The sequence below is a fragment of the Nonomuraea sp. NPDC050451 genome (genome assembly GCF_044458585.1).
This window is the reverse complement of record NZ_JBITHZ010000008.1, coordinates 153621-171828: the sequence shown is the minus strand read 5'-3', so window position 1 is coordinate 171828 and position 18208 is coordinate 153621. Positions and strand designations below refer to the sequence as shown.

At 74.4% G+C, this 18208-nt stretch carries 15 protein-coding genes; 11 read left to right on the top strand and 4 right to left on the bottom strand.

The window, feature by feature from the left end:
- Nucleotides 1–7 precede the first annotated feature (7 nt).
- Entirely contained in the window at nt 8–1231 is a 1224-nt protein-coding gene (locus tag ACIBI9_RS25745) for a ketosynthase chain-length factor (protein WP_397225012.1), read from the bottom strand.
- Complete coding sequence (locus tag ACIBI9_RS25740; RefSeq protein WP_397225010.1) at nt 1228–2487, bottom strand: beta-ketoacyl-[acyl-carrier-protein] synthase family protein; 1260 nt, start codon at nt 2485–2487, stop codon at nt 1228–1230. Before ACIBI9_RS25740 ends, ACIBI9_RS25745 begins: the two co-directional genes overlap by 4 nt.
- A 126-nt stretch (nt 2488–2613) precedes the next feature.
- Here ACIBI9_RS25740 and ACIBI9_RS25735 point away from each other — a divergent pair, with 126 nt between their 5' ends.
- Both ACIBI9_RS25735 and ACIBI9_RS25730 read left to right on the top strand, forming a co-directional pair.
- Entirely contained in the window at nt 2614–2907 is a 294-nt protein-coding gene (locus ACIBI9_RS25735) for an antibiotic biosynthesis monooxygenase family protein (RefSeq protein WP_397225008.1), read from the top strand.
- Nucleotides 2904–3797, top strand: coding sequence for an MBL fold metallo-hydrolase (locus tag ACIBI9_RS25730; protein WP_397225006.1), 894 nt, complete (start codon nt 2904–2906; stop codon nt 3795–3797). Before ACIBI9_RS25735 ends, ACIBI9_RS25730 begins: the two co-directional genes overlap by 4 nt.
- Here the strand turns inward: ACIBI9_RS25730 and ACIBI9_RS25725 are convergent.
- On the bottom strand, nt 3781–4653 hold the full coding sequence (locus ACIBI9_RS25725; protein ID WP_397225004.1) for an NAD(P)H-binding protein: 873 nt from the start codon (nt 4651–4653) through the stop codon (nt 3781–3783). The two genes, ACIBI9_RS25730 and ACIBI9_RS25725, sit on opposite strands and share 17 nt — an antisense overlap.
- Before the next feature lie 63 nt (nt 4654–4716).
- On the opposite strand from ACIBI9_RS25725, the gene ACIBI9_RS25720 reads away from it, so the two are divergent.
- The 9 genes from ACIBI9_RS25720 (at nt 4717) to ACIBI9_RS25680 (ending at nt 17346) form a co-directional block, all read left to right on the top strand.
- Nucleotides 4717–5442, top strand: a complete 726-nt coding sequence (locus ACIBI9_RS25720; RefSeq protein ID WP_397225002.1) for an SDR family NAD(P)-dependent oxidoreductase — start codon at nt 4717–4719, stop codon at nt 5440–5442.
- A 100-nt stretch (nt 5443–5542) separates the two neighbouring features.
- Nucleotides 5543–7153 (top strand): ABC transporter substrate-binding protein, encoded by a 1611-nt coding sequence (locus ACIBI9_RS25715; RefSeq protein WP_397225000.1) that lies wholly within the window; start codon nt 5543–5545, stop codon nt 7151–7153.
- The gene (locus ACIBI9_RS25710) at nt 7150–8091 is read left to right on the top strand and encodes an ABC transporter permease (RefSeq protein ID WP_397224998.1); all 942 of its coding nucleotides are present in this window, start codon (nt 7150–7152) and stop codon (nt 8089–8091) included. Before ACIBI9_RS25715 ends, ACIBI9_RS25710 begins: the two co-directional genes overlap by 4 nt.
- A complete protein-coding gene (locus ACIBI9_RS25705) occupies nt 8088–8894 on the top strand; it encodes an ABC transporter permease (protein WP_397224996.1) in 807 nt (268 codons plus the stop codon). Before ACIBI9_RS25710 ends, ACIBI9_RS25705 begins: the two co-directional genes overlap by 4 nt.
- Complete coding sequence (locus ACIBI9_RS25700; RefSeq protein WP_397224994.1) at nt 8891–10543, top strand: dipeptide ABC transporter ATP-binding protein; 1653 nt, start codon at nt 8891–8893, stop codon at nt 10541–10543. Before ACIBI9_RS25705 ends, ACIBI9_RS25700 begins: the two co-directional genes overlap by 4 nt.
- Nucleotides 10544–10632: 89 nt before the next feature.
- Nucleotides 10633–11658, top strand: coding sequence for a LacI family DNA-binding transcriptional regulator (locus ACIBI9_RS25695; protein WP_397224992.1), 1026 nt, complete (start codon nt 10633–10635; stop codon nt 11656–11658).
- Nucleotides 11655–13676, top strand: coding sequence for a beta-galactosidase (locus ACIBI9_RS25690; RefSeq protein WP_397224990.1), 2022 nt, complete (start codon nt 11655–11657; stop codon nt 13674–13676). The genes ACIBI9_RS25695 and ACIBI9_RS25690 overlap by 4 nt, the downstream gene beginning before the upstream one ends.
- Nucleotides 13673–15952 carry an alpha-xylosidase gene (gene yicI / locus ACIBI9_RS25685; RefSeq protein ID WP_397224988.1) on the top strand — a complete coding sequence of 760 codons (2280 nt, stop codon included), beginning with the start codon at nt 13673–13675 and terminating at the stop codon, nt 15950–15952. The genes ACIBI9_RS25690 and yicI overlap by 4 nt, the downstream gene beginning before the upstream one ends.
- Nucleotides 15953–15960: 8 nt before the next feature.
- Nucleotides 15961–17346 (top strand): GH1 family beta-glucosidase, encoded by a 1386-nt coding sequence (locus ACIBI9_RS25680; RefSeq protein WP_397224986.1) that lies wholly within the window; start codon nt 15961–15963, stop codon nt 17344–17346.
- Between the two features lie 17 nt (nt 17347–17363).
- Here ACIBI9_RS25680 and ACIBI9_RS25675 read toward each other — a convergent pair whose 3' ends face one another.
- Nucleotides 17364–18194 (bottom strand): SAM-dependent methyltransferase, encoded by an 831-nt coding sequence (locus ACIBI9_RS25675; RefSeq protein WP_397224984.1) that lies wholly within the window; start codon nt 18192–18194, stop codon nt 17364–17366.
- Between the last annotated feature and the right edge of the window lie 14 nt (nt 18195–18208).

Below are 18208 nucleotides of genomic sequence, written 5' to 3'. Positions count from 1 at the left end.
TCGTATGTCATGAGTACGTGCGCACGATCACGGCCGAGGTGAATCCCCCGTGCCCCCTGGCCAGCACCAGCGCCGTCCGCAGCGCCGCGGGCCTGGCCGTGCCCGTGACGAGGTCCAGGTCCAGCCCGGGGGCCGGCGCGGTGACGTTCACGGTGGGCGGGATGACCTGGTCGCGCAGCGCCAGCAGGGCGGTGGCCAGGTCCAGCGCGGCGCCGCCCGAGTAGAGGCGGCCGGTCATCGTCTTGGGCACGGTCACGGGGACGCCACACGGCCCGAACACCGCGGCCAGCGCCTCGGCCTCCGCGCGGTCGGCCGCGGCCATTGCCGCCCCGTCGGCGAACACCACGTCCACGCCGGGCTCCCCCGCGTCGGCCAGGGCCTGCTCGATGACCCGGCGCAGCACCGGCGGCCGCCCCGTGCCCGGGGGCGGGTCGAAGCCGGCGGCGTATCCGGCGATCTCGCCGTACGGGCGCGCGCCGGCCCGGGCGGCGTCCTCGAGCAGCAGGATCGCCCCGCCCTCGCCCGGCACGTGCCCGGATGCCGCCGCGTCGAAGGGCAGGTACGCCCGCGCGGGGTCGTCCGAGACCGACACCCGGCCGCCGGCGAGCTGGGCGACCCACCCCCACGGGCACAGGGCCGAGTCCACGCCGCCCGTGAGCACGGCCCGACCGCCCTTGCGCAGTTGCCGCCTGGCCTGCGCGACCGCGTCCAGGCCGCCCGCCTGGTCGGTGACGATCACGCCGCTCGGCCCGCGCAGCCCGTGCCTGATGGAGATCTGGCCGGTGTTCACCGCGTAGAACCAGGCGAACGACTGGTACGCGCTGACGTGCTCGGGGCCGCGGCTCCACAGCTTCTCCAGCTCGCGGTGCCCGAAGTCGAATCCGCCGGAGGCGGCCGCCGTGACCACGCCGATCCCGTACTCCGGCAGCGCCGACGGGTCGAGCCCGGCCTCGGTCAGCGCCCAGTCCGAGGCGACCAGCGCCAGCCGGGTCATGTGGTCGGTCTGCGGCAGCAGCCGCCCCGGCAGGTGCGCGGCCGGGTCGAAGCCGCGTACCTCGCCGGCCAGCCGGGCGGGGTACTGCCCCGGGTCGAAGCGGGTGATCCTGCCGATCCCGCCGCGCCCTTCCAGGGTCGCCGCCCAGTACGCCTCGGTGCCCAGGCCGTTCGGCGCGACCACGCCGAGCCCCGTGACGACGGCGTGGACCGGGCGCTCCGGAGCCGCGGCGGTCATCTGGTGAGCACCATGGCGCTCTGGAACCCGCCGAAGCCACTGCCCACCGACACCACCACGTCGGTCTCGTGGTCGCGGGCGGTCAGCGGCACGTAGTCGAGGTCGCATTCGGGGTCGGGCTCGTGCAGGTTCGCCGTGGGCGGCACCACCCCGTGCTGGATGGCCAGCACGCACGCCGCGATCTCGATCGACCCGATGGCGCCGAGCGAGTGGCCGATCATCGACTTGATCGAGCTCATCGGGGTGGCGCGGGCGTGGTGGCCGAGGGCGAGCTTGACGGCGGCGGTCTCGTGGCGGTCGTTCTGCCGGGTGCCGGAGCCGTGCGCGTTGACGTAGTCGACGTCGCCCGGGTCGAGCCGGGCCTCGTCGAGCGCCGAGCCGATCGCCGCGGCCATCTCCCGGCCGTCGGGGCGCAGCCCGGTCATGTGGTACGCGTTGCACCGCGAGGCGAACCCGGCGATCTCGGCCAGGATCCGCGCGCCCCTGCGCATCGCCGGCTCCCGCTCCTCCAGCACGAACACGGCCGCCCCCTCACCGAGCACGAACCCGTTGCGGGTGCGGTCGAAGGGCCGGGAGGCGTGCTCGGGGTCGTCGTTGCGCGGCGTGGTCGCCTTGATCGCGTCGAAGCAGGCGAGCGTGATGGGCGAGATGGGCGCGTCGGTGGCGCCGGCGACCATGACGTCCGCCGAGCCCTCCCTGATCAGCTCGGCCGCGTGCCCGACCGCGTCCAGGCCGGAGGTGCAGCCGGTGGAGACCACGGCCGCCGGGCCCTCGGCGCCGACCGCCCAGGCCACCTCGGCGGCCAGCGAGCCCGGCACCAGGTAGTCGTAGAGGTGGGGCACGGCGTAGTCGTGGTCGACCAGCCGCTTCCTGCCGCCGTCGCTGACGACGACGTACTCACGCTCCAGACTCATCGTGCAGCCCACGGCGCTGCCGACCGTCACGCCCGTCCTGGCCGGGTCGGCGGCGGACAGGTCGATGCCGCTGCCCGCCACCGCGTCGCGGGCGGCGACCACGGCGAACTGGGCCGCCCGGTCCATCCTGCGCGTCTCCTGCGGGGTCAGGCCGTGGCCCGCCGGGTCGAAGTCGGCCTCGGCGGCCACCCGCGAGCGGAAAGGGGAGGCGTCGAACCCCGTGATGAGCCGTGTCGCGGTACGCCCGTCCGTGAGCAGCTGCCAGAACGCCTTGACCCCGATCCCGCCGGGGGCTATCACTCCCATGCCGGTCACCACGACCCTGCGGCGCGTACTCGTCACGTCCTTCCGCCCTTCCGTTCTTCCGGGTATGTCTGGCCATGCTCGGCAAGGGCGCTGGAGCCGAACTGGAGTTCTCCTGGACCGCGCTATACCGAGACTCCAGCCGGGTCGGCGAGGGTCGCCGGCATGGTCGTCTTCGTGAACAAGCTCACGCTCAACGGCTCCGCGCGGGAGCTGGAGGAGATCTACGCGGGGGTCGCGGCGTTCTTCGCGGCGCAGCCGGGGTTCGTGTCCTACCAGTTCCTGCGCTCCGAGAGCGATCCGGACGTCTACATCAACATCGCGACCTGGACGGACGAGGAGTCGTTCCGCCGGGCCACCCGGCAGGAGGCGTTCCGCGTGGCCACCCGGGTGGGCAGGGTGTCGACCGGCGATCCGCACCTGTGCTCGGTGGTGCTGTCGGGCCAGGCCCCTTCGTGACGCCGTACCTGCGGGAGGTGGCCGACGGCGTGCACGCGTACGTGCAGCCGGACGGCGGCTGGTGCGTGAGCAACGCCGCCGTGCTGACCGGCGGGGGCACCGTCCTGATCGACACGGCCGCCACCGAGGCGCGCGCCAGGGGCCTGCGCACCGCCGTCGAGGCGCTCACGCCGGAGCCCGTGCGGCTGCTGGTCAACACCCATCACCACGGCGACCACACGTTCGGCAACGGGCTCTTCCCCGAGGCCACGATCGTGGCGCACGAGCTGGCCAGGGCCGAGATGGCGGCCAAGGGCGGCGCGCTGCGGGCGGTGTGGCCGCAGGTGGACTGGGGGGACGTGCCGCCCGCCCTGCCCGACGTGACCTTCGCCGACCGGCTCACCCTGCGGCTGGCGGACCGGACCGTCGAGCTGCTGCACGTCGGGCCCGCGCACACCACCAACGACGTGGTCGCCTGGCTGCCGGACTCGCGGGTGCTGGTGGCGGGCGACGTCGTGCTGTCGGGGTGCACGCCGTTCGTGCTGATGGGGTCGCTGGACGGGTCGCTGGCGGCCGTCCGGCGGCTGCGGTCGCTGGAGCCCGCCGTGGTGGTGTGCGGGCACGGGCCGGTGTGCGGGCCCGAGGTGTTCGACGTGGCGGAGGACTACCTGCTGTGGGTGCGGGAGCTGGCCACCAAGGGGATTGAGGCCGGTCTGGCCCCGCTGGAGCTGGCCAGGGAGTCGGGCCCGGGGCGCTTCGGCGACCTGCGCGACCCGGAGCGGCTGGTGGCCAACCTGCACCGGGCCTACCAGGAGGCGGGCGGCGGGCCGCCCGGCGCGTACCTGCCCTCCGCCCCCGTCTTCGCCGAGATGGTGGCGCTGAACGGCGGCCCGCTCACCTGCCGGGCGTAGCCGCGCCCGCGCCGAAGTGCCCAGCGCCGAAATGCTGTGTGGCCCACTCGCGGAAGGTGCGGGCGGGGCGGCCGGTCAGCTCGGCGACCGTGGGGTCCACCCTGGCGCGCACGGCGAGGTCGGCGTTCGCGCGGCCGGCCAGCACGGCGTCGGCGGTCTCCGGCGGCATGTGCCGCAGCAGCTGCTCCCTGGCCCGCTCGACCGGCAGTTCCTCGAAGCGCAGCGGCCGGCCGAGCACCTCGCCGATGACCCGCACCTGATCGCGCGGCGTGAGCGCCTGCGGCCCGGTGATCGGGTACACGGCCCCGTCGTGCCCGCCGCCCAGCAGGACGGCCGCCGCCACCGCGGCCACGTCCCCCGGGTGCACCACCGACGAGGGCAGGTCACCGTACGGCGCCCGCACGACACCCGCCGCCGCGATGGCCGGGGCCCACTGCAGGGCGTTCGACATGAAGCCGTTCGGCCGCAGGATCGTCCAGCGCAGTCCCGACTCGCGGACCGCCCGCTCGCCCTCGAGGTGCCAGCCCGCCAGCACCCCGGCCGTGCGCTCCTCGACGGCCAGCGACGACAGCTGCACGACGTGCGCGACGCCCGCGGCCCGCGCCGCCCGGACCAGCGCCCGGTCGTGCTCGGCCCGCCGGTGCCCGACCCCGGTCAGGAACACCGAGGTCACCCCGTCCAGGGCGGGCGGCAGCGTGGCCGGGTCGCCGAGATCGCCTCTCACCACCTCGACGTCCTCCGGGAGGCCGGCCCGCGCCGGGTCCCGGGTCAGCGCCCGGGTCTTGACCCCCGAGCGGCGCAGCTCCGCCAGCACCTCGCGGCCGATGGTCCCTGTCGCTCCAATCACCATGATCATGCGTTCCAGCGTGGCCGGGCACGCTATAGAGCGGCTCGAGCGGGCCTTCCTACGCTGCCCGCCATGAGGCTGAAAGACAAGATCGCCGTCGTGACCGGGGGCACGCGCGGGCTCGGCAAGGCCGTGGCCGACGCGTTCGCCGCCGAGGGCTGCCACGTCGTCCGCGCCGCCAGAACCGGGGTCGCCAGAACCGGTCCCGGTGAGGACGGCGCGTTCCATCCGGTGGACGTGCGCGATCCCGAGTCGGTGCGGGCGCTGATGGCCGGGGTGGCGGACCGGTTCGGGGGGCTGGACATCGTGGTGGCCAACGCCGGGGTCAGCCGTCCGGGACCGGTGCGCGCGCTGACGGCCGACGACTGGGCCGACGTCGTGGGGACGAACCTCACCGGCGTGTTCACCTGCGTGTCCGCCGCGCTGCCGTACCTGGAGAAGTCGCCCGCCGGGCGGATCATCACGATGTCGTCGGCGCTGGGGACCCGGCCGGTGCCGGGCGCCTCGGCGTACGCGGCCTCGAAGGCGGGCGTCGAGATGCTCACCCGCGTGCTCGCGCTGGAGGCGGCGGCGTCGGGCGTCACCGTGAACTGCCTGTCTCCCGGCTTCATCGACGCGGGGATGGGACGCCTGCTGGCGGCCAACGAGCAGGTGTGGCCGCGGTACCGGGCCGCGCTCGCCTCGGGGCGGATGGGGACGGCGGAGGAGGTGGCGGCCGCGGCCGTGTTCCTGGCGGGCGCGGACTCCTCGTACGTCAACGGGCACGTGCTGGAGGTCAACGGCGGCCTGCGCTGGTGACCTCCGCCGGGTCGTTCTCCAGCCCGGCTCCAGCGGCGCTCCAGCGCCGGTCCCGACGATCGGTCCACTGCCCGCCCCGACCTCTCCCGGAGGACGTTCCATGAGGCTGGTCGCCCGCGTCGTCTCCTCTCTCGTCGTGCTCGCCGTGCTCGTTCCGCTCGCCGTGGCCTGCGGCGCCGGCTCGCGGCCCGCGCCCTCGGCGGGCGCCGGGTTCAGCTTCGCGCTCAACACCGAGCCGAGCTGCCTCGACCCGCACGTCAGCATCGCCGACGCCACCGCGCTCATCCAGCGCGGCGTCGTCGACTCGCTGGTCTCCCAGGACGCCTCCGGCGGCCTGCACCCGTGGCTGGCCCGCTCGTGGCAGGTCTCCAAGGACCTCAAGGAGTACACCTTCGACCTGCGCACCGACGTCACCTTCCACGACGGCGCCAAGCTCGACGCCGCGGCCGTGAAGGCCAACTTCGATCGCATCGTCGCCAGGACCACCAAGTCGCAGTACGCGAACGTGCTGCTGGGCCCCTACCGGGACAGCGTCGTGGTGGACGACCACACCGTGCGGGTCAGGTTCACCGAGCCGTTCCAGCCGTTCCTCCAGGCGGCGAGCACCGCCTACCTGGGCATCCAGTCGCCGAAGGGCGCCGAGGGGCCGCGGTGCGCCAAGGTCGTGGGCTCGGGACCGTTCGTCTTCGACTCCTACGCCCGGCAGAAGAGCGTGACCCTGCGCCGCAACCCCGCCTACCGGTGGGGTCCCGAGACCGCCGGGCACACGGGGCCCGCGCACCTGGAGACGCTGACGTTCCGGTTCCTGCCGGAGAACGCCACCCGGATCGGCGCGCTCACCAGCGGGCAGGTGGACGGCATCGCGGCCGTGCCCACGCCGAGCGTGGCCGCCGTCGAGGCCAACCAGGGCCTGCGCCTCCTCCGCACGCCCTCGCAGGGCGCCGTCTACGGCGTGTACCTCAACTCCAGCTCCGGCGTCTTCGCCGACGCCCGCGTCCGCGACGCCTTCCGCAGGTCCATCGACGTGGATCTGCTGGTGCGCACCACGCATTTCGGTGTCTACCAGCGCGCGTGGAGCATCCTCTCTCCCACCACCCCGTTCTACGACAAGTCCGTGGAGAACTCCTGGACGTACGACCCCGCGCGCGCCGCCGAGCTGCTCGACGAGGCCGGATGGACGGCCAGGGACGCCCAGGGCTACCGGACCAAGGACGGAGCCCGCCTGACCGTGCGCTGGCCGACCACCCAGGCGCAGGAGAGCGCCGACCAGCGTGGCATCCTCGCCCAGGGCATCCAGGCGGCGGTGAAGAAGGCCGGGTTCGAGCTCGTGCGCGACAGCGTGCAGAACGGGCAGCTGTTCGGGCTGGTGCAGGACGGCGACTACGACCTGTACGACATGGCCTGGTCGCGCGCCGACCCGGACATCCTGCGCGGTTTCCTGCACTCGAAGAGCCTGCCGATGGCCGGTGAGAACATCGCCCGCGTCGACGACCGCGACGTGGACTCCTGGGTGGTCGGCGCCGGCCGCACGAGCGACGAGGCGGCCAGGCGCTCCTTCTACGCCAAGGCCCAGCGGTGGGCCGTGGACCAGGCCGTGGTTGTCCCGCTCTATGTGCCCGCGCAGCTCGTCGCGGTGTCGAAGGCGGTCGAAGGGCTCACCTCCGACCCGGCGGGCTTCCCGCACTTCTACGACGTACGGCTGACCCGATGAGGCGCGGACTCAAGCCGCGGCAGGGCGTCGCGCGCCTGGTCGCCGGGTGGCTCGCGCGGGCGGCGGGCGTGCTGCTCGGGGCGGCCACGCTGGCCTTCGCCGCGATGCACCTGATCCCGGGCGACCCGGCCAGGGCGATCGTCGGCAGCGCCCCCGCCACCGACCAGACCATGGCGGCCATCCGCGCCGAGATGGGGCTCGACCTGCCGCTCGCCGAGCAGTACCTGCGCTATCTCGGCCGCCTGGCCCGCGGCGACCTGGGCCGCTCGTTCCAGATCGAGCGGCCGGTGGCCGAGGTGCTGGGCGAGCAGGTCTGGCCGACCGTGCAGCTGGCCGTCTGCGCCATCGGGCTGGCGCTGGCCGGAGCACTCGCGGTGGCGGTGCTCACCGCGGGCCGCCGGGTGCGCGGCGCGGTCGCGCTGGCCGAGCTGGTGGCGCTGTCCACGCCGACGTTCTGGTTCGGCCTGGTGCTGCTGTCGGTGTTCTCGTTCCAGCTGGGGCTGCTGCCGGTGGGCGACGGCGGCCCGGCGTCGCTGGTGCTGCCGGCGGTCGCGCTGGCGGTGCCGCTCGGCGCGGTGCTCACGCAGGTGCTGCGCGAGGGCCTGGAACAGGCGCTGGAGCAGCCGTTCGCCACCACCGCGCGGGCCCGGGGCGCGGGCGAGGCGGCCGTGCGGCTCAGGCACGCGCTGCGGCACGCGCTGATCCCGATGGTCACCCTGTCCGGCTGGATGCTGGGCGGGCTGTTCGGCGGGGCGGTGCTGGTGGAGACCGTGTTCGCGCGGCAGGGCCTGGGGCGCGTCACGCTCGCCGCCGTGGTCGGCCGCGACTTTCCCGTCGTCATCGCCGTGGTCATGCTGTCGGCCCTGGTGTTCGTGGTGGTGAACACGGCGGTGGACGTGGCGTACCTGGTGATCGACCCCCGGCTGCGGTCCACATGAGGGCGGCGGCCGCGCTGGTGCCGGCGACGCTGGTGCTGGTGGCGCTGACGCTGGCGGCGCTCTGGCCGGGGCTGTTCACCGCGTACTCGCCGACCGAGGTGGACCCGGCGCTCGCGCTGCGCCCGCCCGGCGAGGGGCACCTGCTCGGCACGGACCAGCTCGGGCGCGACGTGTGGGCGCGGATCCTGTACGGCACGCGGCTGTCGCTGTCCACCGGCCTGGCGGCCACGGCGCTGGCGGTCGCCGCCGGGACCTGCGCGGGCCTGCTGGCGGCGCTCGGCGGGCGAGCCGCGGACCAGACGATCATGCGGACGGCCGACGTGCTGCTCGCCCTGCCCGGGATGCTGCTGGCCCTCCTCGTGATCACCGTCCTGGGGCCGGGGCAGGGCAGCGCGCTGATCGCCATCGCCGTGGCCGAGGTGCCGGGGTACGCCCGGATGATCCGCTCCCGGGCGCTCGTGGTGCGCCGGGCCGAGTACGTGGACGCCGCGGTCGTGCTCGGCCTCCCCCACCGGTCGGTCGTCGCCCGGCACATCCTCCCCAACTCGCTGAGCCCGCTCCTCGTGCTGGCCACCCTGGGCACGGGCACCGCGATCCTGGCCGGCTCGGCGCTCAGCTTCCTCGGGCTCGGCGTCCGGCCGCCGCAGCCGGAGTGGGGCGCGCTGCTCGCCGAGGGCCGGGAGTTCCTGGCCACGGCGTGGTGGCTGGCGTTCTTCCCCGGCCTGGCGATCACGGTGACGGTCATCGCGGTGAACGTGGCAGGCCGCCACCTCCGGCTCCGCTTCGAAGGACGGCACCGATGACACCCGCTGCGAAGCTGCTCGACGTCGAGGACCTGCGCGTGTCCTTCCGCGGCGGCGTGGCGGTGGAGGGCGTCTCCTTCTCCATCGCGCCCGGGGAGTGCCTGGCCCTGGTCGGCGAGTCCGGGTCGGGCAAGAGCGTCACCGCCCGCGCCCTGGTCGGCCTGGCGGGCAGGGGCGCGCGGGTCCGCGCCGCCCGGCTCTCGCTCGACGGCCAGGACCTGCGCGGCCACCGCTCCAAGGACTGGCGGCGGCTGCGCGGCAGGCGGATCGGGCTGGTCCTGCAGGACGCGCTGACCGCGCTCGACCCCCTGCGCACGGTCGGCGCGGAGGTGGCCGAGGGGCTGCGGGCCCACCGCCTGGCCCCGCGCGGCGAGGTGGCCGAGCGGGTGACCGAGCTCCTGGCCGCGGCCGGCGTGCCGAACCCCGCCGAACGCCGCCGCAAGTACCCGCACCAGCTCTCCGGCGGGCTGCGCCAGCGGGCGCTCATCGCGGGCGCCCTCGCGGCCGGGCCGGACCTGCTGATCGCCGACGAGCCGACCACCGCGCTCGACGTGAGCGTGCAGGCCCGGATCCTCGACCTGCTGGCCGAACGCCGGGCCGCGGGCACCGCGCTGCTGCTGATCAGCCACGATCTGGCGGTGGTCGCCAGGCTCGCCGACCGGATCGCGGTCATGCGGGCGGGCCGGATCGTCGAGCTGGGGCCGGCCCGCGAGGTGCTGTCGCGGCCGGAGCACCCGTACACGCGCGAGCTCCTGGCCGCCGTGCCGAGCGCCGCGCCGCGGCCGGCCCGCGCGTTCCCGGGCCCCGCCGTGCTGTCGGTACGGGAGGTCGGCAAGCGCTTCGCCGACGGCACGACGGCGCTGGAGGGCGTGTCGCTGGACGTGTCGCCCGGGGAGATCGTCGGCCTGGTCGGGGAGTCGGGCTCGGGCAAGACGACGCTGGCCCGCGTCGCGCTCGGCCTGCTGGCCCCGGACGGCGGCGAGGTGCTGCTCGGCGGCGAGCCGTGGAGCGGCCTGTCCGAGCGCGAGCGCCGCCCGCTCCGGCACCGCGTGGGCGTGGTCTGGCAGGACCCGCTCAGCTCGCTCGACCCCCGCTACACGGTCGCCAAGACCGTCGGCGAGGCCGTCGCCGCCGCCCGGAGAGCCTTCGGCACGCCCGGGGAGGCCCGCACCGCCGCCTCGACGGCCACCCGCGCGGCCGGGCGGGTGGAGGAGCTGCTGGCGATGGTGGGGCTCGGGCCCGAGCTGTCGCGCCGCCGGCCGCACCAGCTGTCGGGCGGGCAGCGCCAGCGCGTCGCCATCGCCCGCGCGCTGGCGGCCGGACCGTCGCTGCTGATCTGCGACGAGCCGGTCTCGGCCCTCGACGTGTCGATCCAGGCGCAGGTGCTCGACCTGCTGCTGACACTGCGGGACGAGCTCGGCCTGGCGATGCTGTTCATCTCCCACGACCTGGCCGTCATCCGGCAGGTCAGCGATCGGGTGGCGGTCATGCGCGCGGGCCGGGTGGTGGAGAGCGGCCACGCGGCCGACGTCTTCGCCGCGCCCCGGCACGCGTACACGCGCGAGCTGCTCCGCGCGGTCCCCGCCGTGACGCCACCGGCCCTGGGCCCGGCCCCGGGCGGCGGTGACGCCCTGCACGCGGGCACGTGATTTAGGACGCCCGATTTCACCCCATTGACAGCCCCGCAAACCGCGTCCTACGTTGTGCGAAACGTTTCGACCCAGCGGATCGGCAGTGGATGTCTTCGATACGTGACGTGGCCGAGCGGGCGCGGGTCGCGGTGAGCACCGTGTCCGCCGCGCTCAACGGCACCCGCCCGGTGGCGGCGGCCACCCGGCGGCGGATCGAGCAGGCGGCGGCCGAGCTGGGATACCGCCCGAGCCTGCTGGCCCGCGGCCTGCAGAGCAAGCGCACCCACATCCTGGCCCTGCTGTACCCCACCCCGCGCAGCGGTTTCGGGCTGACGGAGATGCAGTTCGCCACCGGCGCCGCGGAGGCGGCCCGCGAGCTGGGCTACCACCTGCTGCTCTCCCCCGAGCACGCCGACCCGGTCGAGGAGCTGCGCCACATCACCGGGCTGGGGCTGGTGGACGGCGTGCTGCTGATGGAGGTCGGGCTGGACGACGAGCGCACGGAGTTCCTCCTGGAGGCGGGCGTGCCGTTCAGCATGATCGGGCGGACCCGCGACCCGGGCTCGATCGACTACGCCGACATCGACTTCGCGGCCACGGCCGCGGACGCCGTGGCACACGTGGCCGGGCTCGGGCACCGCAAGCTGGCCTTCTTCAACCTCTCGGCCGACCGGCACGCGGCGCGGTACGGGCCCGCGATCCGGGCCGGGGCGGAGTTCGCCGAGGCCGCCCGCGCGGCCGGGATCGGCTACGTCGACGACTTCCGGCCCGGCTCGGCCGACGAGGGCCGGCAGGCGTTCGAGCGGCTGATCACCGCGCATCCCGACGCGACGGCGCTGGCGGTGATGGGCGACCACGCGGCGGTCGGGGTGATCGCGGCCGTGGCGGCGCGCGGCTGGCGGATCCCCGAGGACCTGACGTTGCTGCTGGTGCTGTCGTCGGCGCGGGTCGCCGAGATGTTCCACCCCAGGCTCACCACGATGGAGCCGCCGAGCGCCGAGCTGGGCGGTCTCGGCGCCCGCATGCTCATCGGCCGTTTGGAGGGCGACGGTCCCCCCGCGCAGCGGCTGCTGCCCTGCCGCCTCGTGGTCGGCGACAGCTCCGCACCACCCCCCGAAGGAGTCAGATCATGACGCTCGGCACGCACACCCTCACCACCGGGCGCGGGCTGCTGTTCGGCGGCGACTACAACCCCGAGCAGTGGCCGGAGCACGTGTGGGCCGAGGACGCCGAGCTGATGCGGGCCGCCGGGGTCAACCTCGTCACGGTCGGCGTCTTCAGCTGGGCGCGCATCGAGCCGGAGCCGGGCAAGCGGGACTTCGCCTGGCTGGACCGGGTACTCGACCTCATGGGCGAGGCCGGGATCGCGGTGGACCTGGCCACCCCCACCGCCTCGCCGCCCCCGTGGCTGGGGCACCGCTGGCCGGAGACCCTGCCGGTCGACGAGGCCGGGCACCGCCTCTGGTACGGCTCGCGCAACCAGTTCTGCCCGTCGTCCCCCGTCTACCGGGAGCGGGCGCTGGCGATCGTCAACGACCTGGCCGACCGGTACGCGGGCCATCCGGCCCTGGCGCTGTGGCACGTCGGCAACGAGTACGGCCAGGTCTGCCACTGCGACGACTCCGCACAGGCGTTCCGCGCCTGGCTGCGGGAGCGCTACGGCGACCTGGACACGCTCAACGAGGCGTGGGGCACCACGTTCTGGAGCCAGCGCTACAGCGACTGGGCCGAGATCCTCACCCCGCGCCGCGCCCCCTACATCGTCAACCCCTCGCAGCAGCTCGATTTCTGGCGCTTCTGCTCCGACGCGCTGCTCGCCCACTTCCGCGCCGAACGCGACCTCCTCCGCGCCAAGACCCCGGACATCCCGGTCACCACCAACTTCATGGGCTTGTTCAAGCCGGTCGACTACTGGTCGTGGGCGGACGAGGAGGACATCGTCTCCAACGACCACTACCCCGACCCGGCGGACCCGCTCGCGCCCGCCCGCACGGCCCTCACGCACGACCTCATGCGCGGCCTGGCCAAGGGCAGGCCGTGGCTGCTGATGGAGCAGGCCGCCGGCGCGGTCAACTGGCGCCCGCACAACCCGCCCAAACCGCCCGGCCGGCTCAGGCTGGAGTCGCTGCAGGCGCTCGCCCGCGGCGCGGACGGGCTGTGCTACTTCCAGTGGCGGGCCTCCCGGTTCGGCGCCGAGCGCTTCCACTCCGCGATGGTGCCGCACGCGGGGCCGGACACCCGCCTGCACGCCGAGATCCGCGCGCACGGCCGCGAGCTGCGCGAACTGGCCTCCGTGGCGGGGCGGCCGGTGCCCGCGCGGGTGGCGATGGTGTTCGACTGGGCGAGCTGGTGGGCGCTGGAGGAGCGCGGGCGGCCGAGCGACCGCCTCAACGCGACCGACCAGCTCTTCGCCTACTACCTGCCGTTCTGGGAGCGCGGCGTGACCGTCGACCTGGTGCCACCCTCGGCCGACCTGCGGGGCTACGCCCTGGTCGTGATCCCGAACCTGTTCCTCATCAGCGACGAGGACGCCGCGGCCGTGACCGCCTACGTGCGCGGCGGCGGGGTCCTGGTCGTGGGCCCGTTCTCGGGGATCGTGGACGAGCGGGCGCACGTGCGTACCGGACGGTTCCCCGCGCCGCTGCGCGAGGTGCTCGGCGCGTCCGGCGAGGAATGGCGGCCCGCGGACGGCCCCGTGCGCTGCCGGTGGGCCGGCGGGGAGGAGTTCGCCGCGCACACCTGGACCGAGCTGGTCGCCGCGGAGGGCGCCGAGACGGTGGCCGAGTTCGCGGAGGGGTTCGCGGAGGGGGTCGCGGAGGGGGTCGCCGGGGGCGGGCCCGCGGTGCTGCGGCACCGGGCCGGGCAGGGCGTCGCCTGGTACGTGGCGACGATGCCCGAGCCGGACGCGCTCGGCGAGCTGGCCGCGCGGGCGCTGGCCGACGCGGGCGTGGCGGGCGTCCTGCCGGACCTGCCGCCCGGGGTCGAGGCGGTACGCCGCGGCGAGGTGCTGTTCCTGCTCAACCACGGCACGGGGACGGCACGCGTGGCGCTCCCCCACCCGGCCACCGACCTGCTGACCGGATCCGCCGCGGACGGCCAGATCACGCTGGCGCCCCAGGCGGTCGCGGCCCTCGTTCAAGGAGCGGCATGAAGTTCAAGGACGGCTACTGGCGGCTGCGTCCCGGCGTGCGGGCCGACTACGCCGCGGCGGCGCACGACGTGACCGCCGAGGCCGGCTCGCTGCGGATCCTGGCCCCGGCCAGGCCCATCACCCACCGGGGATACACGATCGACGGGCCGGTGCTGCGGGTGGACCTGTCGTCCCCGATGCCGGACGTGATCCGCGTCCGGACGGTGCACTTCGCCGGATCCGTCCCCGACTCCCCGGTCTTCGAGGTGCGCGACGACGCCCCGGACGTGGACCTCGCCGTGGACGCCGAGCAGGCCGGCCTGACCAGCGGCGCGCTCACCGTACGGGTGCGCAGGGACGCCCCGTGGGAGATGACCTTCAGCGCGGGCGGGCGCGAGCTGACCCGCAGCGCCGGCAGGAGCCTGGGTGTCATGCGCGACCCCGGCGACCGGCACTTCATGGTCGAGCAGCTCGGCCTCGGCGCCGGGGAGCTCGTGTACGGGCTGGGCGAGCGCTTCGGCCCCCTGGTGCGCAACGGGCAGTCCGTCGACATCTGGAACGAGGACGGCGGCACCAGCAGCGACCTGGCCTACAAGAACATCCCCTTCTACCTGACCAACCGCGGCTACGGCGTGTTCGTCAACCATCCCGGCCGGGTGTCGTTCGAGGTCGGCTCGGAGTCGGTGTCGCGGGTCCAGTTCAGCGCCGAGGGCCACGACCTGGAGTACCTCGTCATCCACGGGCCCACGCCCAAGGACATCCTGCGCCGCTACACGGCGCTGACCGGCCGCCCGGCGCTGCCGCCCGCCTGGTCGTTCGGGCTGTGGCTGTCCACGTCGTTCACCACCGACTACGACGAGGCGACGGTGGCCTCGTTCGTGGACGGGATGGCCGAGCGGGACCTGCCGCTGAGCGTGTTCCACTTCGACTGCTTCTGGATGCGGCGCTACCGGTGGTGCGACTTCGAGTGGGACCCGGAGGTGTTCCCCGATCCCGAGGGCATGATCCGGCGGCTCAAGGAGCGGGGGCTGCGCGTCTGCCTGTGGATCAACCCGTACATCGGGCAGGCGTCGGCGCTGTTCGACGAGGGGGCCGCCGCAGGTCACCTGCTGCGGCGGCCGGACGGGACGGTCTGGCAGGACGACCACTGGCAGGCGGGCCGGGCGCTGGTGGACTTCACCTCCCCGGCCGCCAGGGAGTGGTACGCGGGCAAGCTGCGCGGGCTGCTCGACATGGGGGTGGACGCGTTCAAGACCGACTTCGGCGAGCGCATCCCGACCGACGTCGCCTACGCCGACGGCGCCGATCCCGAGCGCATGCACAACTACTACACGCTGCTCTACAACGAGACCGTGCACCGGGTGCTGGCGGAGCGGGGCGCGCCCGTGCTGTTCGCCCGCTCGGCCACGGTGGGCGGGCAGCGGCTGCCGGTGCACTGGGGCGGCGACTGCGAGTCGACGTTCGAGGCGATGGCCGAGTCGCTGCGCGGCGGGCTGTCCCTGGGGCTGGCCGGGTTCGGGTTCTGGAGCCACGACATCGGCGGGTTCGAGGGGCGGCCCGATCCGGCCGTGTTCAAGCGGTGGGTGGCGTTCGGGCTGCTGTCGTCGCACAGCAGGCTGCACGGCAGCAGCTCGTACCGGGTGCCGTGGCAGTTCGACGAGGAGTCGGTCGACGTGCTGCGGTCGTTCACGCGGCTGAAGGCGCGGCTGATGCCCTACCTGTACGGCGCCGCCGCCGAGGCCGCGGCCGAGGGGCTGCCGATGATGCGGGCCATGCAGCTGGAGTTCCCCGGGGACCGGGGCTGCGACCATCTGGACGCCCAGTACATGCTCGGGCCCGACCTGCTGGTGGCGCCGGTCATGTCGGCCGATGGCGACATTTCGTATTACGTTCCGGAGGGAACCTGGACCCGGCTGCTGGACGGCGAGACCGTCAGCGGCCCGGGATGGCGTACCGAACGGCACGGGTTCGACAGCCTGCCGCTGCTCGTGCGGCCCGGCGCGGTGCTGCCGACGGGCGCCCGCGAGGACCGGCCCGACTACGACTACGCCGACGGCGTCACCCTGAACGTCTACCGGCCGGCCGACGGCGCCCGCCGCACCGTCACCGTGCCCTCCCCCTACGGTGGCGCCGGCGCCGTGTTCGAGGTCTCCCGCACGGGTGACCGCGTCAGCGCCCGGCGCGTGGCGGGCACGCCCGTCCGCTGGAGCCTGCGGCTCCACGGCGGACCCCAGACTTCGGACGGCCCGCAGGTCACCGCGGAGCCCGGCACCGACGACATCGAGATCACCCTGTGAGGAGCAGCATGACCGCCTTCCCCGAGAACTTCCTGTGGGGCACCGCCACCGCCGCCTACCAGGTCGAGGGCGCCTGGAACGAGGACGGCCGCGGCCCGTCGATCTGGGACACCTTCTCCCACACCCCCGGACTGGTGACCAACGGCGACACCGGCGACGTGGCCTGCGACCACTACCACCGGCTGGAGGAGGACCTGGACATCCTCTCCGGCCTGGGCGTGGGCGCCTACCGGTTCTCGATCTCCTGGCCGCGCGTGCTGCCGGGCGGCCGGGCCAACCAGCCGGGCCTCGACTTCTACTCGCGGCTGGTCGACGGGCTGCTCGCCCGCGGCATCGCCCCCGTCGCCACCCTCTACCACTGGGACCTGCCGCAGGAGCTGGAGGACGCGGGCGGCTGGCCCAACCGCGACACCGCCTACCGCTTCGCCGAGTACGCCGACCTCATGGGCCGCACGCTCGGCGACCGCGTCCGCACCTGGATCACCCTGAACGAGCCGTGGTGCTCGGCCTACCTCGGCTACGCCTCCGGCGTGCACGCCCCCGCCAGGACCGAGCCCGCCGCCGCCCTGGCCGCCGTCCACCACCTGAACCTGGGCCACGGCCTGGCCGTCCAGGCGCTGCGCGCGGTCGCCGACCCGGCCGCCCAGATGTCGGTCACGCTCAACCTGCACCACGTGCGCGGCGTGTCCGGGCAGGACGCCGACGCCGTACGGCGCGTGGACGCGCTGGCCAACCGGGCCTTCCTCGGCCCCATGCTCGAGGGCGCCTACCCGCGCGACCTCATCGCCGACACCGCCGCCGTGACCGACTGGTCGTTCGTTCGCGACGGCGACGAGGCCGCCGCGTGCCAGCCGCTGGACGTGCTCGGGGTCAACTACTACAACCCGACGCTGGTCCGCCAGTGGGACGGATCCAGCGAGCGGGCGACCGCCGACGGGCACCAGGACGGGGCCGCGTCGCCGTGGATCGCGTGCGACGACGTCGAGTTCGTCCCCCAGCCGGGCCCGTACACCGAGATGGGCTGGAACATCGACGAGACCGGCCTGACCGAGCTGCTGCTGCGGCTGCACCGCGACTACCCGTCCATGCCCATGATGATCACCGAGAACGGCGCGGCCTTCGCCGACGTCGTCGACCCCGACGGCCGGATCAGGGACGAGCAGCGCGTCGACTACCTGCACCGTCACCTGTCCGCCGTGGCCGAGGCGATCTCGGCGGGAGCCGACGTGCGCGGGTACTTCGTGTGGTCGCTGATGGACAACTTCGAGTGGGCGCACGGGTACGCCAAGCGGTTCGGCATCGTGCGGGTGGACCCGGACACGCGCGAGCGCACCTGGAAGGACAGCGCCCACTGGTACCGCGACGTGGTCGCCACCGGCAAGCTGCCCGCCTAGCCAAGGTTTGCGGGCCCCTAGGGTTTGCGGGCGACGCCGCCGACGAAGGTGTGGTACGTGATGCCCGGCGTGGCGCGGTCGTCGGGGCCCGGGCGCCACTCGGGCAGCGGCACCAGGCCGGGCTCCAGCAGTTCGAGACCGTCGAAGTAGGCGAGGATCTCCTCGCGGGTGCGCCACCGGCCGGTGCCGAGGCGCTCGTTGAAGATCTGCTCCGCCTCGTACGCCTGCTTCGACACCTCGGGGTGCGCCTCGCCCGGGTTGTGGAAGTGCGAGATCACCACGTGGCTGCCCGGGGCGAGCGGCCCGATGAGCGCGGCCGCGACGCCGGCCGGGTCCTCGTCGTCGCCCAGGTGGTGCAGGATCCCGAACATCAGCAGCCCGACCGGCTCGCTGAAGTCGATCAGCGAGCGGGTCTTCTGGTCGTCGAGGATCTTCTCCGGCTCGCGGGCGTCGGCCTCGACGATCGTGGTGCTGGCGTCCACGGCGAGCAGGGCGCGGCCGTGGACGAGCACGATCGGGTCGTGGTCCACGTAGACGACCCGGGAGTGCGGCGCCACCGCCTGGGCGATCTCGTGGACGTTGCCCTGCGTCGGCAGGCCGGAGCCGATGTCCAGGAACTGGCGGATGCCTGCCTCGGCCGCCAGGAAGTGGACCGTGCGCCGCAGGAACTCCCGGTTGGCCTTGGCCGCCTCGGGGGCGTCGGGCGCGACCTTGAGAGCGGCCGCCGCCACCTGGCGGTCGATCTCGTAATTGTCCTTGCCGCCGAGCATGTAGTCATAGACGCGGGAGACACTGGGCTTGCCGGTGTCGATCCCGCGAGGCGCGCGCTCCTGCTCGCTCTCGGGCACTGTCGGCTCCTTGG